At 70.2% G+C, this 22,274-nt stretch carries 20 protein-coding genes; 17 read left to right on the forward strand and 3 right to left on the reverse strand.

Annotated features, from left to right (window positions below; translation table 11 throughout):
• Nucleotides 1-185 precede the first annotated feature (185 nt).
• The 3 genes from FHX42_RS04235 to nusB all read left to right on the forward strand — a co-directional run bounded on the left by FHX42_RS04235 (nucleotide 186) and on the right by nusB (nucleotide 2,519).
• A complete protein-coding gene (locus FHX42_RS04235; RefSeq protein ID WP_182542821.1) occupies nucleotides 186-1,295 on the forward strand; it encodes an aminopeptidase P family protein in 1,110 nt (369 codons plus the stop codon).
• 174 nt (nucleotides 1,296-1,469) lie between these two features.
• The gene (gene efp / locus FHX42_RS04240) at nucleotides 1,470-2,030 is read left to right on the forward strand and encodes an elongation factor P (RefSeq protein WP_182542822.1); all 561 of its coding nucleotides are present in this window, start codon (nucleotides 1,470-1,472) and stop codon (nucleotides 2,028-2,030) included.
• 48 nt (nucleotides 2,031-2,078) lie between these two features.
• A complete protein-coding gene (gene nusB, locus FHX42_RS04245; RefSeq protein WP_182542823.1) occupies nucleotides 2,079-2,519 on the forward strand; it encodes a transcription antitermination factor NusB in 441 nt (146 codons plus the stop codon).
• Nucleotides 2,520-2,742: 223 nt separating this feature from the next.
• Here nusB and bldD read toward each other — a convergent pair whose 3' ends face one another.
• Entirely contained in the window at nucleotides 2,743-3,231 is a 489-nt protein-coding gene (gene bldD / locus FHX42_RS04250) for a transcriptional regulator BldD (protein WP_182542824.1), read from the reverse strand.
• 259 nt (nucleotides 3,232-3,490) lie between these two features.
• Between bldD and pyrR the strand changes: the two genes are divergently transcribed.
• The 13 genes from pyrR (at nucleotide 3,491) to metK (ending at nucleotide 18,176) form a co-directional block, all read left to right on the forward strand.
• Nucleotides 3,491-4,084, forward strand: a complete 594-nt coding sequence (pyrR, locus tag FHX42_RS04255) for a bifunctional pyr operon transcriptional regulator/uracil phosphoribosyltransferase PyrR (RefSeq protein ID WP_182542825.1) — start codon at nucleotides 3,491-3,493, stop codon at nucleotides 4,082-4,084.
• On the forward strand, nucleotides 4,084-5,016 hold the full coding sequence (locus tag FHX42_RS04260; protein WP_182543500.1) for an aspartate carbamoyltransferase catalytic subunit: 933 nt from the start codon (nucleotides 4,084-4,086) through the stop codon (nucleotides 5,014-5,016). The genes pyrR and FHX42_RS04260 overlap by 1 nt, the downstream gene beginning before the upstream one ends.
• On the forward strand, nucleotides 5,013-6,350 hold the full coding sequence (locus FHX42_RS04265) for a dihydroorotase (RefSeq protein WP_182542826.1): 1,338 nt from the start codon (nucleotides 5,013-5,015) through the stop codon (nucleotides 6,348-6,350). The genes FHX42_RS04260 and FHX42_RS04265 overlap by 4 nt, the downstream gene beginning before the upstream one ends.
• Nucleotides 6,350-6,901 (forward strand): PH-like domain-containing protein, encoded by a 552-nt coding sequence (locus FHX42_RS04270; protein WP_182542827.1) that lies wholly within the window; start codon nucleotides 6,350-6,352, stop codon nucleotides 6,899-6,901. Before FHX42_RS04265 ends, FHX42_RS04270 begins: the two co-directional genes overlap by 1 nt.
• On the forward strand, nucleotides 6,898-8,019 hold the full coding sequence (gene carA, locus FHX42_RS04275; protein ID WP_182542828.1) for a glutamine-hydrolyzing carbamoyl-phosphate synthase small subunit: 1,122 nt from the start codon (nucleotides 6,898-6,900) through the stop codon (nucleotides 8,017-8,019). The genes FHX42_RS04270 and carA overlap by 4 nt, the downstream gene beginning before the upstream one ends.
• Nucleotides 8,019-11,348 (forward strand): carbamoyl-phosphate synthase large subunit, encoded by a 3,330-nt coding sequence (gene carB / locus FHX42_RS04280; protein WP_182542829.1) that lies wholly within the window; start codon nucleotides 8,019-8,021, stop codon nucleotides 11,346-11,348. The genes carA and carB overlap by 1 nt, the downstream gene beginning before the upstream one ends.
• A gap of 5 nt (nucleotides 11,349-11,353) precedes the next feature.
• Nucleotides 11,354-12,190 carry an orotidine-5'-phosphate decarboxylase gene (gene pyrF / locus FHX42_RS04285; RefSeq protein ID WP_182543501.1) on the forward strand — a complete coding sequence of 279 codons (837 nt, stop codon included), beginning with the start codon at nucleotides 11,354-11,356 and terminating at the stop codon, nucleotides 12,188-12,190.
• Nucleotides 12,191-12,394: 204 nt separating this feature from the next.
• Nucleotides 12,395-13,561 (forward strand): glycosyltransferase family 87 protein, encoded by a 1,167-nt coding sequence (locus tag FHX42_RS04290; protein WP_328795893.1) that lies wholly within the window; start codon nucleotides 12,395-12,397, stop codon nucleotides 13,559-13,561.
• 681 nt (nucleotides 13,562-14,242) lie between these two features.
• Entirely contained in the window at nucleotides 14,243-14,560 is a 318-nt protein-coding gene (gene mihF, locus FHX42_RS04295; protein WP_182543503.1) for an integration host factor, actinobacterial type, read from the forward strand.
• Entirely contained in the window at nucleotides 14,557-15,162 is a 606-nt protein-coding gene (gene gmk / locus FHX42_RS04300; protein WP_182542830.1) for a guanylate kinase, read from the forward strand. The genes mihF and gmk overlap by 4 nt, the downstream gene beginning before the upstream one ends.
• Nucleotides 15,163-15,325: 163 nt before the next feature.
• A complete protein-coding gene (gene rpoZ / locus FHX42_RS04305; protein WP_182542831.1) occupies nucleotides 15,326-15,631 on the forward strand; it encodes a DNA-directed RNA polymerase subunit omega in 306 nt (101 codons plus the stop codon).
• Nucleotides 15,628-16,893, forward strand: a complete 1,266-nt coding sequence (gene coaBC / locus FHX42_RS04310) for a bifunctional phosphopantothenoylcysteine decarboxylase/phosphopantothenate--cysteine ligase CoaBC (protein ID WP_182542832.1) — start codon at nucleotides 15,628-15,630, stop codon at nucleotides 16,891-16,893. Before rpoZ ends, coaBC begins: the two co-directional genes overlap by 4 nt.
• Nucleotides 16,894-16,994: 101 nt before the next feature.
• The gene (metK, locus tag FHX42_RS04315) at nucleotides 16,995-18,176 is read left to right on the forward strand and encodes a methionine adenosyltransferase (RefSeq protein ID WP_220479973.1); all 1,182 of its coding nucleotides are present in this window, start codon (nucleotides 16,995-16,997) and stop codon (nucleotides 18,174-18,176) included.
• A 113-nt stretch (nucleotides 18,177-18,289) separates the two neighbouring features.
• Here the strand turns inward: metK and FHX42_RS04320 are convergent, their stop codons facing one another.
• Both FHX42_RS04320 and FHX42_RS04325 read right to left on the reverse strand, forming a co-directional pair.
• Nucleotides 18,290-19,543 carry a serine hydrolase domain-containing protein gene (locus tag FHX42_RS04320; protein ID WP_182542834.1) on the reverse strand — a complete coding sequence of 418 codons (1,254 nt, stop codon included), beginning with the start codon at nucleotides 19,541-19,543 and terminating at the stop codon, nucleotides 18,290-18,292.
• Between the two features lie 86 nt (nucleotides 19,544-19,629).
• Nucleotides 19,630-20,112, reverse strand: coding sequence for a tRNA (cytidine(34)-2'-O)-methyltransferase (locus FHX42_RS04325; protein WP_182542835.1), 483 nt, complete (start codon nucleotides 20,110-20,112; stop codon nucleotides 19,630-19,632).
• Nucleotides 20,113-20,245: 133 nt separating this feature from the next.
• Here FHX42_RS04325 and FHX42_RS04330 point away from each other — a divergent pair, with 133 nt between their 5' ends.
• Entirely contained in the window at nucleotides 20,246-22,252 is a 2,007-nt protein-coding gene (locus tag FHX42_RS04330) for a primosomal protein N' (RefSeq protein WP_182542836.1), read from the forward strand.
• Nucleotides 22,253-22,274 lie beyond the last annotated feature (22 nt).

Raw genomic sequence — 22,274 nt, forward strand, 5'->3', positions numbered from 1 at the left:
GAAACAGCCCCCGGATCGGCGGTACGCCCCGGGACGGGGGCTTGGGCCGGGCCCACCCGGATGCCGAGCATCCGACGTCCGCGTCCCCGGTCGTGGTGGGGAATCGCGCCGAAGCCGCCGCCCCGCGACGTCCGGATCCCGTCACGCTGCCGTTCTCGGGACCGCGAAGCTTTAAGCTGCGGGGTATGCCCGAACCACATTCCCAGCGCCGCGACGCGCTGCGTGAGCACCTGCGCGAGCGCGAGGTGGCCTCGATGCTCGTGACCGACCTGCTCAACATCCGGTACCTGACCGGCTTCACCGGCTCGAACGCGGCCCTGCTGGTGCACGCCACCGACCGGCGCGGCGCGGAGGGCGGCACCGTTTTCTGCACCGACGGCCGCTACCGGAGCCAGGCCGAACAGCAGGTACCGGACCTGGAGCACGTCATCGACCGGGCCAGCGCGCTGACCCTGGCCCGGCGGGTCGCCGAGACCGCCGAGCAGCACCGTCGAGTGGGCTTCGAGAGCCAGCACGTCACGGTCGACGGATGCGACGCGCTGGCCGACGCCGCCGATCCCTGCGAGCTCGTGCGAACCCCCGGACTGGTGGAGGGGTTGCGACTGGTCAAGGACGAAAGCGAGATCGAGGCACTTCGCACGGCCTGCGCGGTGGCCGACAGGGCGCTGGACGAGCTGATCGAGCACGGTGGGCTGCGGCCGGGACGCGGTGAGCGCGACGTCGCCCGCGAGCTGGAGAGCCGGATGCTGGACCACGGCGCGGCCGCTCCGGCCTTCGACACGATCGTGGCCACCGGGACGAACTCGGCGATCCCCCACCACCGTCCCGACGGGACGGTCCTGGCCGCGGGCGACTTCGTCAAGATGGACTTCGGAGCGCTGGTCGAGGGGTACCACTCGGACATGACCCGCACCGTGGTGCTGGGCCGACCCGCCGACTGGCAACGGGAGCTCTACGAACTCGTCCGTTCGGCTCAGACCGCGGGGCGGCGGGCCGTGTACGAGGGTGCCGACGTGCGGGAGGTCGACAGCGCGGCCCGGGACGTGATCACCGAGGCCGGGTACGGCGAGCGGTTCGCCCACGGCCTCGGGCACGGCGTCGGCCTCCAGATCCACGAGGCACCGGCCTTGTCCCAGCGCGGAGAGGGTACGATTGACGCCGGGATGGCGGTCACCGTCGAACCCGGCGTCTATCTGCCGGGAAGCGGCGGGGTCCGTATCGAGGACACGCTGGTCGTGCGTTCGAGCACGCCGGAGCTTCTGACGCTGACGACGAAGGACCTCCTCGCCGTCTAGCCCATCGGTCGGCTCCGCCGGCCGGTTTCGCCGGCCGGCTTCGCCGTTCGGCGCTCGCACGGGTGCGTCCGCACGTCGGATCGGCGGCGTCGGGCGGCCCCACGGCCAGTGACACACTCGCTGACACCTTCGCAGCGAAACACCCGCAGCGACCCCACAGGAGAGAGCCCGACCGTGGCCACCACGAATGACCTCAAGAACGGACTGGTGCTCAACATCGACGGCCAGCTCTGGTCCGTCGTGACCTTCCAGCACGTCAAGCCGGGGAAGGGCGCCGCCTTCGTGCGCACCACCCTGAAGAACGTGCTCTCCGGCAAGCAGGTCGACAAGACCTTCAACGCCGGTATCAAGGTGGAGACCGCCAACGTGGACCGCAGTGAGATGACCTATCTCTACAACGACGGCACGGACTACGTCTTCATGGAGCCCGACACCTACGATCAGGTCAGCGTTACGCCGGACGTGGTCGGCAGCGCCGCGGGCTACATGCTGGAGAACAGCAACGTGGTCGTCGCGCGGCACGAGGGCGCTCCGCTCTACGTCGAGCTTCCCGCCTCGGTCGAGCTGCGCGTCTCGCACACCGATCCCGGCGTGCAGGGTGACCGCTCCACCGGCGGCAGCAAGCCCGCCACGCTGGAGACCGGGGCCGAGGTGCAGGTCCCGCTGTTCATCGAGACCGGCGAACAGATCAAGGTCGACCCGCGCGACGGCCGTTACCTCGGCCGCGTCAAGTGAGCGCGCTGGGCCGAGGCCAGCAGCGCACAGCCGGAAAGAGAGTGTGAGTTGGGCGCACGGAGCAAGGCCCGCAAACGCGCCGTGGAAGTACTCTACGAAAGCGATCTGCGCGGTCTCGATCTCGAGACGTTGTTGTCCGAACGAATCGGTTCCACCGAGGCACCCGTCGTCCAGGACTACACCGTGACCCTGGTGACCGGTGTCGCGGCTCGACTGCGGCACCTCGACGAGCTCATCGTCGAGCACGCCGAGGGCTGGACGCTGGAACGGATGCCCACGGTGGATCGAGCCGTGTTGCGTCTGGGGCTGTTCGAGCTGCTCTTCGGCGAGGACGTGCCGCCGATCGTGGCCATCGACGAGGCGGTGGATCTGGTCAAGGGGCTGTCGACCGATGACTCCCCGCGCTTCGTCAACGGGCTGATGGACCGTGTGGCGGGCAGGCGCGAGCAACTGCGCGTCCCGGCCGCGTCGGAGCAGGACGAGTCCTAGCGGGCGATTTCAGCAGGCAACACGGGACGCCGAACGGGTGGGCCGGGTAGCTCGTCGAACAGGACTGAGCACCGGTCCGGCCGGACGGTTGTGCCGGTGCGAGTCGGCCGGCACCGCCGGAACGGACCGCACCGTCGGGAACAGCTCGCACCGCCGGAACGGACCGGCGGTATCGAGAACGAACCGGGAGCCCCGCACCTCGCGAGGTGCGGGGCCGGTTTCGTCAGTCCTCCCGTGCCGGGCGGGCCTCGGGGGGCAGCACACCCCAGTCGATGAGCTGCTCGGTGAGCTCACCCGGGCTCATGTCGTAGATGATGGCCAGGGATCGCAGGTCCTCAGTGCGAATCGACAGCACCTTGCCGTTGTAGTCACCGCGCTGGCTCTGGATCGTGGCCGCGTAGCGGGCCAACGGTCCGACCTTTTCCGCGGGCAGTTGCTGCAGTCGTTCCAGGTTGATCACGACCTTCGTGGCCGGCTCGGCACCGGAGGGAACGCGCCCCTCCGGAAGCAGCTCGGCCACCGGAACACCGTAGAAGTCGGCCAGTTCGGCGAGCTTCTGCACGGTCACCGCGCGGTCGCCACGTTCATAGGACCCGACGACCACGGCCTTCCACCGCCCGCCTGACTTCTGCTCGACGCCGTGCAGCGAGAGACCCTGCTGCTGGCGGATAGCGCGGAGCTTGCCGCCCAGCGCCTTGGCGTAGTCGCCCATGTGGCGTTTCTCCGTTTCATTCGCCCCGTCAGCCTAGTGCGGATGCCGGGGAGGAAAGCTCAGATTAATACGGAGAGTAATATTCGCTCGTATGCTTCACCAGGTCAAGTTGGTCTTGCCGTGAGTGTGGCACGACACCCGTCGAACCACCCGCAAGATTGACCCCCGGCACTGGTATTCTACAGGCCAAGCTCGGCACACGCCGGGCTCCCGGCGTCCTTTAAGGACCCGTCCAGTGAGGCGGGGAAGGAGGTCCACCGTGGCGTCACGCCAGCAGGCGGGCGCGGCGGACTCGGCGCGACAGCGGGAGCTGCTGTCGCCCGGTGACGTTGCGCGCACGATCGCCAGGATCGCACACCAGATCATCGAAAAAACCGCACCGGAAAGCTCCGCCAATCGGGTCATCCTGCTCGGCATTCCGACCAGGGGAGCCCCGTTGGCGCACCGGCTCGGTGCCCGCATCGCCGACTTCAGCGGCGTGAGCGTCCCCACGGGGGTGCTCGACACCACGCTCTACCGCGACGATCTCAGGCAGCAGCCGAACCGCCCGTTGGAGCCCAGCAGCGTGCCCGCTCAGGGAGTGGACGACGCGCTGGTCGTTCTCGTCGACGACGTGCTGTTCTCCGGGCGCACCATCCGTTCCGCCCTCGACGCCCTGCGCGACCAGGGGCGCCCCCGCGCCGTCCAGTTGGCGGTGCTGGTCGACCGTGGCCACCGGGAGCTGCCCATCCGGGCGGACTACGTCGGCAAGAACGTGCCGACCTCGCGCACCGAGGACGTGGCCGTGCGCCTGAACGAGATCGACGGCCACGACGGCGTCGTGCTGCGGCGCTCGGAAGAGGAGGAGCGGTGATGCGGCACCTGTTGTCGGCCGCGGAACTGGGTGCCGAGGAAGCCACGAGTCTGCTGGACACCGCCGACACGCTCAAGCGGACCCTGCTCGGCCGCGAGGTTCGCAAGCTGCCCACCCTGCGCGGGCGCACGGTGCTGACGATGTTCTACGAGAGCTCCACCCGGACCCGGGTCTCCTTCGAGATCGCGGGCAAGTGGATGAGCGCCGATGTGATCAACGTCTCGTCCTCGGGTTCGTCGACGAGCAAGGGCGAGTCGCTGCGCGACACCGCGCTGACGCTGTCGGCGGCCGGGGCGGACTGCGTGATCGTGCGCCACCCCGCCTCGGGTGCCGCCCACCGGTTGTCCGGCTGGCTCGACGAGACGGGGACCCAGGTCGTCAACGCCGGTGACGGCATGCACGAGCACCCCACCCAGGCCCTGTTGGACGCGGCGACGCTGCGGGAGCGGCTGGGCGGACTGGACGGCCGCAGGATCGCGATCGTGGGGGACCTGCTGCACAGCAGGGTCGCCCGTTCCAACGTGCACCTGCTGCGCACCCTCGGCGCCGAGGTGGTGCTGGTCGCGCCGCCGACGCTGGTCCCGATGGGAGCGCGGCAGTGGGGAGCCGAGGTCACCGGCGATCTGGACGCCGAACTGCCCGGGCTGGACGCCGTGATGATGCTGCGGGTGCAGGCCGAGCGCATGGACGGCGCTTTCTTCCCGTCGGCGCGGGAGTACTCGCTGTCCTACGGCATGAACGAGGCCAGGCTGGCCAGGCTGCCCGAGCACGCCGTGGTCCTGCACCCCGGCCCGATGCTGCGCGGCATGGAGATCGCCTCTCGGGTGGCCGACTCCCCGAGCGCGGCCGTCGCCGAGCAGGTCCGCAACGGAGTACACGTGCGCATGGCCGTGCTCTACCACCTGCTGGCCGGAGAGGAGGTCACGGCGTGACCCAGGGCGAGAACGCACCCGCGAGCAGGGTGCTGCTCAAGGACGTACGTCCCTACGGGGAGGGCGAGCCGGTCGACCTGCTGGTCGCCGACGGCCGCATCGCCGAGATCGGCGCGGGGCCGGACGTCGAGGTCGACGAGGTCGTGCACGGCGAGGGGGCGGTGCTGCTGCCCGGCTTCGTGGACCTGCACACCCACTTGCGCGAGCCCGGCCGCGAGGACGCCGAGACCGTCGAATCGGGGGCGGTGGCCGCCGCGCTCGGCGGCTACACGGCGGTGTTCGCCATGGCCAACACCGACCCGGTGGCCGACAACGCCGTGGTCGTCGAGCACGTGTGGCGGCGGGGCCGGGAGCTCGGTCTCGTCGACGTGCACCCCGTGGGCGCGGTGACCGTGGGGCTGCGGGGCACTCAACTGGCGGAGCTGGGCACGATGGCCCGCAGCGCGGCGCGGGTGCGGGTGTTCTCCGACGACGGGCACTGCGTGGACGACCCGCTGGTCATGCGCCGGGCGTTGGAGTACACCAGCGCCTTCGGCGGTGTGGTGGCCCAGCACGCCGAGGACCCCAGGCTGACGGTGCGGGCGCAGGCCCACGAGGGGGCCAACGCCGCTCGGCTGGGGCTGACCGGCTGGCCCGCTCCCGCCGAGGAGTCGATCGTGGCCCGTGACTGCATGCTCGCCGCGCACACCGCTGGTGCGCTGCACGTCTGCCACGCCTCCAGCTCCGGCACGGCGGATTTCCTGCGCTGGTGGAAGGCCGGTGACCACGCGGGCACGGTCTCGGCGGAGGTCACCCCGCACCACCTGCTGCTCACCGACGAGCTGCTGGCGGGCTACGACCCGGTTCACAAGGTCAACCCGCCGCTGCGCACCGATGACGACGTGCACGCGCTTCGCGGGGCACTGGCCGAGGGCACGCTGGACTGCGTGGCCACCGACCACGCCCCGCACGCCGAGCAGGACAAGGACTGCGAGTGGTCGGCGGCCCGGCCGGGGATGCTCGGACTGCAGACCGCCCTGGGCGTGGTGCTGCGCACGATGGTCGAACCGGGGCTGCTCGACTGGCGTGGTCTGGCGCGCGTGATGAGCGAGCGCCCGGCGCGGATCGCCGGGCTGACCGACCAGGGACGCCCGGTGGCCGAGGGGGAACCGGCCAACCTGGTGCTGGTCGACGACGAGCACCGCTGGACGGTGCGCGCCGCGGAGCTGGCCAGCATCGCGACGAACACCCCCTACGAGGGGATGGAACTGCCGGGGCGGGTTCGAGCGACCCTGTCCCACGGGCGTCTGACCGTCCGGGACGGCGTGGTCGCTCGGGAAGGGGCGGGTCACTGATGGCGCGCGTACTCTGGGTGCTGGCGTTGGCGCTGCTGGCGGCCCTGGTCGTCTACGGCATGCGCCGGGGCTGGGTGAACCGGGCACGGCGGCAGGCCGCTCAGCTCGCGGAGTTCCCGCGAGTTCCGGAGGACCTCGACGAGCGGGACCCGCTGCTGCCCGCGGCCGAAGGACTGTACGTCGGCAGTACCCGGGCCGAGGACTGGCAGGACCGCATCGCCGTGGGCGACATCGGCCACCGTTCCGTCGCCACGGCTCAGTTGTGGTCCCACGGGTTGCTGCTGCGGCGTTCCGGGGCGAGCCCGCTGTGGATCCCGGCCGAATCGCTGATCGCGGCCCGGGTCGATCACAAACTCGCCAACAAGGTCGTTCCCGGAGCGGGACTGCTGGTCGTGACCTGGCGACTGGGCGAGCACCTACTGGACACCGGCTTCCGCGCCGAGGACACCACGGAACAGCCCCGATGGGCCGAGGCCGTGCGGGCACTGGTGCCCGGCGACGAGCCGACACGATACGAGGAGACCGCGGGTACGCGGCAGGAGGAAGCATGACCGCGCACGTTCCTGCGGCGCTGGTACTGGAGGACGGCCGGATCTTTCGGGGGCAGGCCTACGGTGACGTGGGCAGCTGCCTCGGTGAGGTCGTGTTCAGCACCGGGATGACCGGTTATCAGGAGACCCTGACCGATCCGTCGTACCACCGCCAGATCGTGGTGGCCACGGCCCCGCAGATCGGTAACACGGGGTGGAACGACGAGGACGACGAATCGCAGCGCATCTGGGTGGCGGGCTATGCCGTGCGCGACCCCGCGCGGATGCCGTCGAACTGGCGCTCGCGGCGCTCGCTGGACGAGGAGCTGTCCCGCCAGGGGGTCGTGGGGATCTCGGGACTGGACACACGCACCCTGACCCGTCACCTGCGCGAGCGCGGAGCCATGCGCGCCGGGGTGTTCTCGGGACCCGAGCTGGGCTCCGACGAGGAGATGGTGGCGCGGGTGGTCAGCAGTTCCGAGATGCTCGGCGCCGACCTGGCCGGCGACGTCACCACCGGCAGCGGCTACGTGGTGCCCGCCGAGGGGCAGCGCCGGTTCCGGGTGGCCGCGCTGGACCTGGGCATCAAGTCGAACACGCCGCGGATGCTGGCCCAGCGCGGCATCGAGACCCACGTGCTGCCGCTGTCGTCGACGATGGAGGAGCTGCTGGCCGTGGCCCCGGACGGGGTGTTCCTGTCCAACGGCCCGGGTGACCCGGCCACGGCCGAGCACGCGGTCGAGCTGACCAGGCAGGTGCTGTCGCGCGGGCTGCCGCTGTTCGGGATCTGCTTCGGCAACCAGCTGCTGGGCCGCGCGCTCGGCCGCGACACCTACAAGCTGCGCTACGGGCACCGGGGCATCAACATCCCGGTGATCGACGCGGCCACCGGAAAGGTGGCGATCACCGCCCAGAACCACGGGTTCGCCGTGGCCGGCGAGCCGGGCGAGCACTTCGACACCGACTTCGGCCGGGCGATGGTCAGTCACCACTGCGCCAACGACGGTGCCGTCGAGGGACTGCGGCTGCTCGACGCCCCCGCGTTCAGCGTGCAGTACCACCCCGAGGCGGCGGCGGGTCCGCACGACGCCGCGCCGCTGTTCGATTCCTTCGCAGACCTGATGAGTGAGGCACGCTGATGCCCAAGCGCACTGACATTCGGCACGTCCTGGTCATTGGATCCGGCCCGATCGTGATCGGACAGGCGTGCGAGTTCGACTACTCCGGTACCCAGGCGTGCCGGGTGCTCACCCAGGAGGGCATCCGGGTCAGTCTGGTCAACTCCAACCCGGCCACGATCATGACCGATCCGGAGTTCGCCGACGCCACCTACGTCGAGCCCATCACCCCCGAGTTCGTCGAGAAGGTCATCGACGCCGAGCGCCCGGACGCGCTGCTGGCGACCCTGGGCGGGCAGACGGCGCTGAACACGGCGATGGAGCTGGACGAGCGCGGGATCCTGGAGGCCTACGGGGTCGAGCTGATCGGCGCCGACATCGCCGCGATCCAGCGCGGCGAGGATCGCCAGCGGTTCAAGGACATCGTGCGCTCGATCGGGGGGCAGGTGCCGGAGAGCACCGTGTGCACCTCGATGGAGCAGGTGCGCGCCTTCGTCGCCGAGCGCGGGCTGCCGGTGGTCGTCCGGCCCAGCTTCACGATGGGCGGGCTGGGTTCGGGCATGGCCCACACCCACGAGGAACTCGAACGCATGGCCTCGTTGGGGCTGACCGAGTCCCCGGTGCACGAGGTGCTCATCGAGGAGAGCGTGCTCGGCTGGAAGGAGTACGAGCTGGAGCTGATGCGCGACCACGCCGACAACGTGGTGGTCGTGTGCTCCATCGAGAACGTCGACCCGATGGGGGTGCACACCGGCGACTCGACCACGGTGGCCCCGTCCATGACGCTGACCGACCGCGAGTACCAGCACATGCGCGACGTCGGCATCGACGTGTTGCGCGAGGTCGGAGTCGACACGGGTGGGTGCAACATCCAGTTCGCCATCCATCCGGAGACCGGGCGGATGGTCGTCATCGAGATGAACCCGCGGGTCTCGCGGTCCTCGGCGTTGGCGTCGAAGGCCACCGGCTTCCCCATCGCCAAGATCGCGGCCAAGCTGGCGATCGGCTACACCCTCGACGAGATCACCAACGACATCACCGGTGAGACCCCGGCCAGCTTCGAGCCGACGCTGGACTACGTGGTGGTCAAGACCCCGCGGTTCGCCTTCGAGAAGTTCCCCGGCGCCGACGAGACGCTGACCACGACGATGAAGAGCGTCGGCGAGTCCATGGCCCTGGGGCGCAACTTCAGCGAGGCGCTGGGCAAGGCGCTGCGCTCCACCGAGACCTCCCGGGTCGGTTTCTGGACCGGCCCCGATCCCGAGGGCGCGACCCTGCGGGCCACGCTCGACGAGCTCGGCGCCGGTCACGACGGCCGGCTCTACACCGTCGAGCGCGCGCTGCGCATGGGCGCGACCGTGCAGCAGGTTCACGAGGCCTCGGGGATCGATCCGTGGTTCGTCGACCAGATCGCTGCGCTGGTCGAACTGCGCGCCGAACTCGTCGCCACTCCCGTGCTGGATGCCGAGCTGCTGCGCCGCGCCAAGCGCGCGGGCGCGTCGGACCGCCAGATCGCCGCACTGCGCCCGGAGCTGGCCGGGGAGGACGGAGTGCGCAGCCTGCGCCACCGCCTCGACGTCCGCCCGGTGTTCAAGACGGTGGACACCTGCGCCGCCGAGTTCGCCGCGCGGACGCCGTACCACTACTCCGCCTACGAGTCCGACCCGGCAGCGGAGTCCGAGGTCGAGCCGCAGCACGAGCGCCGGAAGGTGCTCATCCTCGGTTCGGGGCCGAACCGGATCGGTCAGGGCATCGAGTTCGACTACTCCTGCGTGCACGCCGCGATGGGGCTGCGCGAGGCCGGCTTCGAGACCGTGATGGTCAACTGCAACCCGGAGACGGTCTCCACCGACTACGACACCTCCGACCGGCTGTACTTCGAGCCGTTGACCTTCGAGGACGTCCTCGAGGTCGTCCACGCCGAGCAGGCCTCCGGCACGGTGGCCGGGGTGATCGTCCAGCTCGGCGGGCAGACCCCGCTGGGACTGGCCCAGCGGTTGTCCGAGGCCGGGGTGCCGATCGTGGGGACTCCGCCGGAGGCGATCCACCTCGCGGAGGAGCGCGGCGCCTTCGGCGAGGTGCTGACCACCGCCGGACTGCCCGCTCCCAGCTACGGCATGGCGACCTCCTTCGAGGGCGCCAAGCGCATCGCCGACGACATCGGGTACCCGGTGCTGGTGCGCCCGTCCTACGTGCTCGGCGGGCGCGGCATGGAGATCGTCTACGACGAGGCCTCGCTGGAGAACTACATCGCCCGGGCCACCGAGGTCACTCCGGAGCACCCGGTGCTGGTGGACAACTTCCTCGACGACGCCATCGAGATCGACGTCGACGCGCTGGCCGACGGCACCGACGTCTACATCGGCGGCGTGATGGAGCACATCGAGGAGGCCGGTATCCACTCCGGTGACTCCGCCTGCGCCCTGCCCCCGATCACCCTGGGCCGCCAGGAGGCCGAGAAGGTGCGGCGCTGCACCGAGGCACTGGCCCAGGGGCTGGGGGTGCGCGGGCTGCTCAACGTGCAGTACGCGCTCAAGGACGACGTGCTCTACGTCCTGGAGGCCAACCCGCGCGCCTCCCGCACGGTCCCGTTCGTGTCCAAGGCCACGGCCGCGCCGCTGGCCAAGGCCGCCGCCCGCGTCATGCTCGGCGGCAAGATCGCCGAACTGCGCGGGGAGGGCGTGCTGCCCGCCGTCGGTGACGGGGTCGACCTGCCCTCCGACGCCCCGGTCGCGGTCAAGGAGGCCGTGCTGCCCTTCCACCGCTTCCGGACGCCGGAGGGCCACGGCATCGACTCGCTGCTCGGCCCGGAGATGAAGTCCACAGGCGAGGTCATGGGCATCGACACCTCCTTCGGCCAGGCCTTCGCCAAGTCACAGACCGCCGCCTACGGCTCGCTGCCGACCTCGGGGCGGATGTTCGTGTCGGTGGCCAACCGCGACAAGCGCTCCATGGTCTTCCCGATCAAGCGGCTGGCCGACCTGGGCTTCGAGATCCTGGCCACGATCGGCACCGCCGAGGTGCTGCGCCGCAACGGCATCCCCTGCTCGGTGGTGCGCAAGCACACCGAGGAACCGGCAGCCGACGAGCGCGACGTGATCGAGCTGATCCGCTCCGGCGAGATCGACATGATCGTCAACACCCCCTACGGCAATCCCGGACCGCGCGTCGACGGCTACGAGATCCGCACCGCCGCCGTTTCCCGCGACATCCCGTGCATCACGACGGTGCAGGGCACCGCCGCGGCTGTGCAGGGCATCGAGGCCGCGATCCGGGGCAGCATCGGGGTTCGCCCGCTGCAGGCCCTGCAGGCCTCTCTGCGGGACGCTCAGGGCGGTGAGAAGCGGTGACGACGGTGCGTGCGGGCTTCGGCAAGCGTCTCCAGGACGCGATGGCCGCACGCGGCCCGCTGTGCGTGGGCATCGACCCGCACCCGGCACTGCTGCAGGCGTGGGGGCTGGACGAGACGCCGGCTTCGCTGGAGCGGTTCGCGATGACCGCGGTGGAGGCGCTGGCCGGTGAGGTCGCGGTGCTCAAGCCGCAGTCGGCCTTCTTCGAGATCTACGGTTCGGCCGGGGTGGCCGTGCTGGAGCGCGTGATCGCCGAAGCCCGGCAGGCGGGCGCGCTCGTGGTGCTGGACGTCAAACGCGGCGACATCGGCTCCACCATGACCGCCTACGCCAACGCCTACCTCGACGAGCACTCGCCGTTGGCCGCCGACGCGATGACCGTCTCGCCCTACCTGGGCTACGGATCGCTGGCTCCGGCGCTGGGCATCGCCGAGCAGACCGGGCGCGGGGTGATCGTGCTGGCCCGTACCTCCAACCCGGAGGGGGCCGGGCTGCAGCGCGCGGTGAACCAGGAAGAGCGTTCGGTGGCGCAGTCGATCGTCGACGCCGCCGCGGAGAGCAACGCCGGTGCGGATCCGATGGGCTACGTCGGGGTGGTGGTCGGGGCGACGTTGCGTGGCGGTGAGCTGGACCTGTCCGCCCTCAACGGCCCGATCCTGGCTCCGGGGCTGGGGGCGCAGGGAGGAAGCGTACAGGGCCTGCGTGCCGTGTTCGGTTCGGCTCTGCCCCACGTACTGCCCGCCGCGGCCCGGGAGGTGCTGCGGCACGGCCCCGGCGTGGCCGACCTGCGCACCGCCGCGCACCGTTTCCGCGACGACTTGGTGGCGGTGTTCAACGCCTGACGAAGCGGACCGGAGGGCCCGGGCTCCCGGGGTCTGTCGACTTGGTCGAATGGTGGCGTGACAGCTTCAAGACGCACATCCACGGCTTCAGCCGTTCCCGGCTCCCCGGTTTCGAGGATCGGCTTGCGGGAACGTTTACACGCGTTGGTAACGCGGCACTCGCGCGCCCTCGTTCTCGCTTCGGTACCGCTTCTGGTCTTCTCGGTGTGGTACGTGCTCCTGCGCTTCCCCACCTGGGAAGAGGGCGAGGGCCTCCAACTCGACGGTGATTTCCAGGTTTACCGCTGGGCCGTGCACACCTGGCTGGCCGGCGGCGACATCATCGAGAACTGGGCTCCACTGTGGGACGGCGGGAAGCTGCCCTGGGTGTATCCCCCGTTCGCCCTGTTGCCGCTGAGCGTGTTCGCCCTGCCACCGCTCACGGTGGGAGTGCTGCTGATGTGGGCCGTGGACCTGGCGGTCATCGGCACGATGCTTTACCTGATCGTGCGCCATCGCTGGCCCGGCGTGGGATCTCGCGGCGCGCTGGCCGTCGCGGCCGTCGTGCTCCCGATCACGTTGTGGTGGGAACCCGTCTACTCGTGCTTCGCCCAGGGCCAGGTCAATATCGCGCTGATGGGCCTGATCGCCGTGGACTGCCTCGTGCGGAACCCGCGATGGCCGCGCGGACTGCTGGTGGGCATCGCCGCCGCGATCAAGCTCATGCCCGCGGCGTTCCTGCTGTACTTCCTGTTCCGCAGGGACTTTCGAGCCGCGGTGACCGGTGCGGTCACCGCGGCGGTGTGCACGCTGCTCGGCTTCGTGATCGCCTTCAAAGCGTCGGTGGACTACTGGTTCCGCTACGGTCCGGCTTCCTCCGTGGCAGGCCATTCCGGCGACACCAACCAGTCGGTCCTGGGCGTGGTCGCGCGGTGGGATCTCCAGCCGGTGGTGCAGTACGGAACCTGGGTGGCCGTCTGCCTCCTGCTGGCCGTCGTGCTCGCACGCACGGTCGGCAGGGTCGACCCGCCGGTGGCGATGACGTTGACCGGGTTGTTCGCGTTGCTGGCTTCGCCGACGTCCTGGTCGAGTCACTGGGTCTGGGTCGCTCCCGGTCTCCTGATCCTGCTCGGCTCCGCGGTGCGGGCCCGGAGCATCAGCCGACTGGCACTCGTCGTGGTGATCGCCATCGCGGCCAGGAAGATGCCGTTTCGCGTGCTCGCGGCCGACGACGTCCCCGCGTTGCTGTGGGTACCGCAGCAGCTCGTGGGCAACGCCTACGTCGTTCTCGGGACGGCGCTGTTGCTGCTGACGGGCTGGCAGGCGACCCGCAAGCGCGGGGCGGGACTGCAGCTCGAGCCAGAAGCCGATGTCGCGAGGTCATACGGTTGAGGCGTGCCTCCGCGAGCGACGCGTAATGACCGGCCTCCTGCTCTCGGTTGTCCGACGGAAGACGTCGGCGTGCTCGCGGCCTCGGCGCTCGACCGATGACCTCGACCGATGACACTGCCGGGCAAACCTGCCAGGCTCCGTGCCCCGTTCCTCGGTGTGCTGGTCGCGCTCGTCGTGATCGCACTGATCGCCGGTGGTCTCGCCTCGCTTTCCCGTACCGGGGGCCGGTGCCGGCGCTTTCGACCTGTGCAGGTACGAGCGCTACCATAGCCCTTCGAGCTCGCTGCGCAGGGGCTGGAGCGTTGTTCGCTCGACGGTCGAGAACGCGTGAGCTGTGTCGCGAGGAACCGGGGAATCGTGAGTGATTGGTCACGTCCGGTGTCCTCCGTCGTCCGGGGTCGGCTTGACCTGCGAAGGAACTTCCGAAGGTGTCCGAGCATGACGGAAACCGGACAGTTCGGAATAGTTTTGCCCCTGGTTAGTGCACTTCGGTGTCGTTGTTGGTAGTACTTGCAGCGGCCGAAGTGCTCGTGCAAGCCGTGTACGAGTTCGTCGGCAATCCCGGCGGTGGAACCGCGGCGGGACCGGAACGTCAAAGTCGGACCCCGCGTTGTAGCTGTCTGACCAGGGCCGGTACCGTCGCCGCACCGATCAAGAGCAACCCACATCACGGAGGACATGGTGGCCCTTCCCCAGCTGACAGAGGAGCAGCGGGCCGCGGCACTGGAAAAGGCGGCTGCCGCCCGTCGTGCCCGAGCTGAGCTCAAGGAGCGCCTCAAGCGCGGTGGGACCAGCCTGGCCGAGGTCCTGGACAGTGCCGACAGTGACGAGACCTTGGGCAAGATGAAGGTCTCGGCGCTGCTGGAGGCCCTTCCCGGCGTGGGCAAGGTCCGCGCCCAGCAGATCATGGAGCGGCTGGAGATCGCCAACAGCCGCAGGCTGCGTGGATTGGGCGAGCGGCAGCGCAAGGCACTGCTCGCCGAGTTCAGCGGCGCGTGAGCGACGTCACGACCGGCGTTGAGCCGGGGTTCGCCCCTCGTGGCGAGCCCCGGCTCACCGTCGTTTCCGGACCCTCCGGCGTCGGCAAGTCGAGTGTGATCGACGAGCTCCGCGACAAGGCCCCCGAGATCTACTTCAGCGTCTCGGTGACCACTCGGCCGTCCCGGCCGGGGGAAGTGGACGGGGTGCACTACCACTTCGTCGACGTCGACGAGTTTCAGCGCATGGTGGCCGCGGGCGAGATGCTGGAGTACGCCCACTACGCGGGCAACTACTACGGGACGCCGCGCGAGCCCGTCGAGCGGGCTCTGGCCGCGGGCAGACCGGCCGTGCTGGAGATCGAGCTTCAGGGTGCGCGCCAGGTGCGTGCGAGCATGCCCGAGGCCCGGTTGGTGATGCTGCTGCCGCCGTCCTGGGAGGCGTTGGTGGACCGTCTGGTCGGCCGTCGCACCGAGGACGAGGAAGTGGTGCGCCGACGGCTGGACACGGCCAAACGTGAGCTCGACGCCCGTACGGAGTTCGACGCTGCGGTGGTCAACGCCGATGTGCGGTCCGCGGCCGATGAGCTGGTACGATTGATAGTCGGTCCCGGTGCGAGCTAGGCCCGGTGCGAGCTGGCTCCGATGTGAGCTGGTTCCGTTCCGTGTTCGTCGACGATTGCTGTTGGATGGCCCGGGTTGAACAGCCCGAGTCGAACAGCACGCGGAACCGGGTTTCCGCTCCAGGGATCATCCCTCCCGCACGCAACGAGCAGGAGCCACGAACGTGAGCATCCCCGACGCGCTGACCGCTCTGAACAGCCAGTCCAACAACGCCCAGCCGCGCAGCACCCCGGAGGGCATCACGAACCCTCCGATCGACGACCTGCTCGAGAAGGTCAGTTCGAAGTACGCGTTGGCGATCTACTCCGCCAAGCGCGCGCGTCAGATCAACGATTACTACGCCCAGCTCGGTGAGGGGCTGCTGGAGTACGTGGGTCCGCTGGTCGAGCCCGGCCCGCGCGAGAAGCCGTTGTCGATCGCGCTGCGTGAGATTCACTCCGGTGTGCTCCAGCACACCGAGGGCGAGTGACCTCGGAGTCGTCCGAGGACCGCCCGCCCCGGGTGGTCCTCGGGGTCGGCGGCGGCATCGCCGCGTACAAGGCCTGTGACGTACTGCGGCGCCTGACCGAGACCGGTCACCGGGTCCGGGTGGTGCCGACGGAGGCCGCGCTGCGCTTCGTCGGCGCGGCCACTTTCGAGGCGCTGTCCGGCCAGCCCGTGCACACCGGCGTGTTCTCCGACGTCGCCGACGTGCAACACGTGCGGTTGGGGCAGGAAGCCGATCTGGTCGTGGTGGTACCGGCCACCGCCGATCTGCTCGGCCGGACCGCCCACGGGCTCGCCGACGACCTGCTGACCTCCACGCTGCTCACCGCGCGGTGCCCGGTGCTGATGGTGCCGGCGATGCACACCGAGATGTGGGAGCACGCGGCCACGCGGGACAACATCGCCCTGCTGCGTGCCAGGGGGGTGACCGTCGCCGAGCCCGCGAGCGGGCGTCTGACCGGCGCCGACACCGGAAAGGGCCGACTGCCGGACCCGGCCGAGATCATCGATCTCGCCCGATTGCTGTTGACCGAGCCCGCCGCGTTGCCCCGCGACCTGGAAGGTCGTCACGTGGTCATCTCCGCCGGAGGCACGCGCGAGCCACTGGATCCGGTGCGCTACCTCGGCAACCGCTCATCGGGGCGCCAGGGTTACGCGCTGGCTCGGGTGGCCGCGCACCGTGGTGCTCGGGTCACGTTGGTCTCGGCGCACACGATCGACCTCGTCGAACCCGCCGGTGTCCGGATGGTGCCGGTCGGCACCGCCGAGGAGCTGCGCGTGGCGATGCTGACCGAGTCGGACGGCGCCGACGCCGTGGTGATGTCCGCGGCCGTGGCCGACTTCCGGCCGGTGAGCCGGGACGACCACAAGATAAAGAAGAGTGACCACGCCCCCGCCGCGCTGGAGCTCGCCCACAACCCCGACATCCTCGCCGAGTTGATCGCCGAGCGCGCGGCCGGGCGGCTCGACATCCGGGTGCTCGCCGGGTTCGCGGCCGAGACCGGTGATCCCGACACCACCGTGCTCGAGTACGGCCGCAGCAAGCTCGCCCGCAAGGGCTGCGATCTGCTGGTGGTCAACGCCGTGGGGGACGGGCGTGCGTTCGAGGTCGAGGACAACGCGGGGTGGCTGCTGGGGTCGGGTGACATCGAGCGCCAGATTCCCCACGGCGCGAAATCCCTGCTGGCGTCCAGAGTGTGGGATGCTGTGGGGGAGCAGTTCGCCCTCGACGGGGGCCGACCGTAGGCTGAGTCTGTCACCCAGGGTGACCAGAAACAGTGACGATGTGAGCCGGTGGTGTAGTGGTGAGTCGGCAACCAGTAGGCGGCGATCAGGTCGATCGCAGGTTGTTCACGAGTGAGTCGGTGACCGAGGGTCATCCGGACAAGATGGCCGATGCGATCAGTGATGCGATTCTGGACGCGATGCTGGCCCAGGACCCGCGCTCGCGCGTGGCGATGGAGACGATGATCACCACGGGTCAGGTGCACCTGGCCGGTGAGGTCACCACCGAGGCCTACGTCGACATCCCGACCCTGGTACGGGACAAGATCCTGGAGATCGGTTACGACGACTCGGCCAAGGGCTTCGACGGCACGACCTGCGGCATCAACGTGGCCATCGACCAGCAGTCGCCGGACATCGGGCAGGGCGTGGACACCGCCCACGAGTCCCGGGTCGAGGGCGCCATCGACGAGATCGCCAGCCAGGGCGCCGGTGACCAGGGGCTGATGTTCGGTTACGCCTCCAGCGAGACCGACGAGCTGATGCCGCTGCCGATCGCCCTGGCCCACCGGTTGTCCCGGAGGTTGGCGCGGGTACGCAAGGACGGGGTGTTGCCGTACCTGCGTCCGGACGGCAAGACCCAGGTCACCGTCGAGTACGCCGGCGACCAGCCGGTGCGCCTGGACACGGTGGTGGTCTCCACCCAGCACTCCGACGAGGTCGATCTCGCGAGCAAGCTCGGCGAGGACATCGGCGAACACGTGATCGGTCCGGAGATCGCGGCGCTGGACATCGACACGAGCGATTACCGCCTGCTGGTGAATCCGACGGGTCGGTTCGTCACGGGTGGTCCGATGGGTGACTGCGGTCTGACCGGCCGTAAGATCATCGTGGACACCTACGGGGGCATGGCGCGTCACGGTGGTGGTGCCTTCTCCGGTAAGGACCCGTCGAAGGTGGACCGTTCGGCGGCGTACGCCACGCGGTGGGTGGCCAAGAACATCGTGGCGGCCGGGTTGGCCGAGCGGGTCGAGGTGCAGACGGCCTTCGCGATCGGCAAGGCGGCGCCGGTGGGCCTGTTCGTGGAGACCTTCGGGACCGAGAACGTGGATCCGGACAAGATCCAGGCGGCGATCAACCAGGTCTTCGACCTGCGTCCGGCGGCCATCATCCGGGACCTGGACCTGCTGCACCCGATCTATGCTCCGACGGCGGCGTACGGTCACTTCGGCCGGACCGACGTGGACCTGCCCTGGGAGCGCACCAACCGCGTCCAGGCGCTCCGCGACGCCGCCAACGCCTAGGAGCGACGCCTCGCTCCGCGGGAACCACATAACCCGCGTCGAGTTGTGTGGTGGTTATCCGGTTTCGCGCGAAACCGGGGAAGTCCGATTTCGCGCGAAGCCGGGAATTTCCACTACCGCGCGAGTGCCGGCGACGGTGCGCTCGGGGTCGTCGGTGCCAGCGTCGTTGCCGGGCTCTGGGCGCCGGAGCACAGGGCCCGGCCGAGGAAAGCGCCGCGGGCCCTGTCGATCGGGTGCGGTTGTGGACGGCCGTTCGGTCCCAGGTGCTGATACTTGGTCAGGTTCATCCCGTAGCTCAGCTGCTCGGAACCGTCCTCGTCGTGCAGCGACAACGTCCCCATGCCGAACACGGCACCGTCGTGGCCCCAGAACGTGCCGCACCGCCCGAGGTCGAACCTCCTCAGTCCCAGCCCGTAGCCACCGATCCTGGTGCCGTTCTGCATCACCGGTACGGTGCGCTTCATCTCCGCCAGCTGCTCCGGTTCCAGCAGTTCACCACCCAGCAACGCCCGGTAGAAGGTGTTGAGGTCCTGCGGGGTGGAGATCAGTGCTCCCGCGGTCGAGGCCCAGGACATGTTGAACACGCTGTACTCACCCCTGCGCTCGGGCAGGTGGTACAGCGCCTCGTAGGCCTTGCTGTGCGGGCCGAGAACGAACGGGGTCGGTCCGGGGAAGTACGTGTCGCGCAGCCCCAGCGGCCGGATGACGTCGCGGCTGATGACGAACCGGGCGGGCTTGCCGGTGATCTTCTCCAGCAGTTGCCCGGCGATGACGTAGTTGGTGTTGGAGTACGACCACTTCTCACCGGGGGCACCGGTCGGCGGCAGGCTCAGGCCGATCTCGACGAGCCGTTCAGGCCGCCAGTTTCGGAACCGGTTGGCCTCCAAGCTCGCCAGCGACCCCTGGCTCCAGGACTCGAAGGTCCCGTTGACGTGGTCGGCGATACCGCTGGTGTGGTTGAGCAGCATCCGCACGGTGATGCGCTGTCCGCGCTCACCTCCGACGAGCGCGGGAAGGTACTTCCCGATGGGAGCGTCCAGTTCGATGCGGCCCCTGCCCACCTGCTGTAGCACGGCCGTGGCGGTGAAGCTCTTCGTGATGCTGCCCACGCGGTGGTGGTATCCCGCCCGCAGCGGCCGCTCGGTGCGTATGTCGGCGACCCCGGCGGCGCCCGTCCACGACTCGTCGCCGTGGCGGACCGCCGCCTGGATCCCCGGCATCCCGGCCTCGTGCACGGCGTCGATCCGGGACCGGAGCGACGGTGCCTCCGCGGAGGAGGTGGCTGCGGCCGTGGGGACGAATCCGACCACCGTGGCCAGTCCCACGGCGGTCAGCGCACGTCGTAATCGTGGCGATGATCTCGGCATCGTGCTCCCTCGCGAAGAGATCGGAGAATGACGAAAAACATTCAACCCGATCGAGGACTATGACGGGAGCAAAACGTGAAAACTAGTCACAAGAGTTGTCCGGCGTGGGGATCCCCGGCGAAGCCGACCTGACGCCAGGCCTCGTAGACGGCCACGGCCGCCGAGTTGGCCAGGTTCATCGAGCGGATCCCGGGCACCATCGGAATGCGCACGCGGTCGGTGACCTGCTCGGAACGCAGCACGTGGTCCGGAAGGCCGCTCGACTCGACGCCGAACAGCAGCACGTCGCCCCGCTCGTACTCGACGTGGTGGTAGGAGCGCTCGGCCGATCCGGTGAACGCGAAGACCCGCTGCGGCCGCAGGTACTGCCACACCGCGTCCAGATCCTCGTGGACGTGCAGTACCGCTCGGTCGTGGTAGTCCAGACCGGCACGCCGCAGGTGCGCGTCGTCCACGGAGAATCCCAGGGGCTCGACGAGGTGCAACTCGCAACCCGCTCCGGCGGTCATGCGGATCGCGTTGCCGGTGTTGCCCGGGATCTCGGGCCGGTAGAAGACGACGTGGAACACGCGAGGACCTTTCACACTGATCGGACGTCATCGTAGTCCTCGGCGATCCGGGTTCCGACGGCGGCGACCGACGACCGCGGTGGACCGGCGGTGAGTAGGTTGGGGGGTCGACGTCGTCGACAGGCAGGTGTGCATGGCAGGTTCACGATCCCCCCGAGTGGTGGCACCGGAACTGCCCGTGGCGCGGGTCGCCGTGGACGTCTCGCTGCCCCACCTGGACCGACCCTTCGACTACCTCGTCCCCGAGCGGCTGCACGCCGATGCCGTGCCGGGGTGCCGGGTGCGGGTGCGGTTCAACCGGCAGCTGTTGGACGGCTTCCTGCTGGAGCGCGTCGCCGAGTCCGAGTTCCCGGGACGGTTGGCCTGGCTGGAGCGGGTGATCTCGCCCGAACAGGTGCTCTCCGCCGACCTGCTGGGTCTGGCGCGCACCGTGGCGACCCACTACGCCGGAACGCTCAGCGACGCGCTGCGCCTGATCGTGCCTCCGCGCCACGCTCGCGTCGAGCAGGAGGCACTGCGTCCGGCCGTGGCACCGCCCGCTCGGCCGCGGGCCGAGCCCTGGTCCCGCTACGAGCACGGTGCCGCCTTCCTGGAGGCCGTCCACGCGGGGAAACCGGCGCGGGTGGTGTGGCAGGCCCTGCCCGGTGAGGACTGGCCCGCCAGGCTGGCCGAGGCGGCGGCGACGTCGGCGGCCGGGGGCCGTTCGGCGTTGATCGTGGTCCCGGATCACCGCGACGTGCGACGGCTGGAGACGGCGTGCGCGGCGCTGCTCGGAGAGGCGGGCGTGGTCGCGCTGACGGCCGACCTCGGTCCCGCCGAGCGGTACCGGCGGTGGCTGGCCGTGCACCGTGGCGCGGTGCGGGTGGTGGTGGGCACACGTGCGGCCATGTTCGCGCCGGTTCACGACCTGGGCCTGGCCGTGGTGTGGGACGACGGCGACGAACTGCACGCCTATCCGCAGTCTCCGTACCCGCACGCCCGCGACGTGCTGGCGCGCCGTGCCCACTCGGCGGGTGCCGCGCTGGTGGTCGGCGGTTTCGCCCGGACGGCGGAGGCGGCCCTGTTGGTCGAGTCCGGGTGGGCACACGAGGTGGTGGCACACCGCGACGTCGTGCGCCGGGCCGCTCCGCGCGTGACGGCGATCGGCGAGGACGACACGCAGGTGGCCAGGGATCCGACCGTGCGGGCCGCCCGGCTGCCCTCGGTGGCGTTCCAGGCCGCGCGCTCCGCGCTGGAACAGCGAGCGCCCGTGCTCGTCCAGGTTCCCAGGCGGGGCTACGTGCCCGCGCTCGCGTGCGCCCGGTGCCGCGAGCGCGCCCACTGCCGCCGGTGCGCGGGTCCGCTCGCGTTGCCCGGTGGCACCGCCGAGGACGGGGCCGCGCGACCGGCCGCTTGCCGGTGGTGCGGGGCGACGGAGGCGGCGTTTCGCTGCTCGGCCTGTGGGGATCGGCGACTGCGCGCGGTGGCGATTGGCGCGGGGCGCACCGCCGAAGAGCTGGGGCGCGCGTTCAGCGGTGTGACTGTGCGTACTTCCGGGGGCGGGGGTGTGCTGGAGTCCGTGCCCGCCGCGCCGGCCCTGATCGTGGCCACCCCCGGAGCGGAACCGGTCGCCGAGGGCGGATACGGGGCCGCGCTGCTGCTCGACGGCCGGACCCTGTTGGCCAGGCCGGACCTGCGTGCCACGGAGAACGCCCTGCGCCTGTGGTTCGCCGCGGCGGCGATGGTGCGCCCCGCGCGGGAGGGCGGCAGGGTGGTGGTCATGGCCGAGTCCGTGCTGCAACCGGTGCAGGCTCTGGTGCGGTGGGACCCCTCCTGGCACGCGGCGCTGGAGCTGGACGGACGGCGGGAACTGGGTTTCCCCCCGGCGAAGCGGGTCGCCGCGGTCGACGGAACACCCGACGCGGTGGCCGACATGGTGGACTCGGTGGAGCTGCCCTCCACCGGTGAGGTTCTCGGTCCCGTCCCGCTCGGCGAGGTCGACGAGGACGGCGCGGCCGAGCGGGAACGCGCCCTGCTGCGAGTGGAGCGTCACGAGGGCCGGGCACTGGCGCAGGCCCTGCGGGATGCCCAGGCCGTGCGAGCCGCCCGCAAGAACACCGAACCCGTGCGGGTGCAGGTGGATCCGTTCCAACTGCTCTGAGGCGCGACTGTTCCGGAGTGCA

Source organism: Halosaccharopolyspora lacisalsi (genome assembly GCF_014137975.1).
Lineage (GTDB): Bacteria > Actinomycetota > Actinomycetes > Mycobacteriales > Pseudonocardiaceae > Halosaccharopolyspora > Halosaccharopolyspora lacisalsi.

What these genes read in the sequence shown, in the direction of transcription:
- FHX42_RS04235 (WP_182542821.1), top strand. Translation starts at nt 186, where the DNA reads ATGCCCGAACCACATTCCCAGCGCCGCGACGCGCTGCGTGAGCACCTG.
- bldD (WP_182542824.1), bottom strand. Translation starts at nt 3,231, where the DNA reads ATGGGCGACTACGCCAAGGCGCTGGGCGGCAAGCTCCGCGCTATCCGC.
- FHX42_RS04260 (WP_182543500.1), top strand. Translation starts at nt 4,084, where the DNA reads ATGCGGCACCTGTTGTCGGCCGCGGAACTGGGTGCCGAGGAAGCCACG.
- FHX42_RS04270 (WP_182542827.1), top strand. Translation starts at nt 6,350, where the DNA reads ATGGCGCGCGTACTCTGGGTGCTGGCGTTGGCGCTGCTGGCGGCCCTG.
- carA (WP_182542828.1), top strand. Translation starts at nt 6,898, where the DNA reads ATGACCGCGCACGTTCCTGCGGCGCTGGTACTGGAGGACGGCCGGATC.
- carB (WP_182542829.1), top strand. Translation starts at nt 8,019, where the DNA reads ATGCCCAAGCGCACTGACATTCGGCACGTCCTGGTCATTGGATCCGGC.
- FHX42_RS04320 (WP_182542834.1), bottom strand. Translation starts at nt 19,543, where the DNA reads ATGCCGAGATCATCGCCACGATTACGACGTGCGCTGACCGCCGTGGGA.
- FHX42_RS04330 (WP_182542836.1), top strand. Translation starts at nt 20,246, where the DNA reads ATGGCAGGTTCACGATCCCCCCGAGTGGTGGCACCGGAACTGCCCGTG.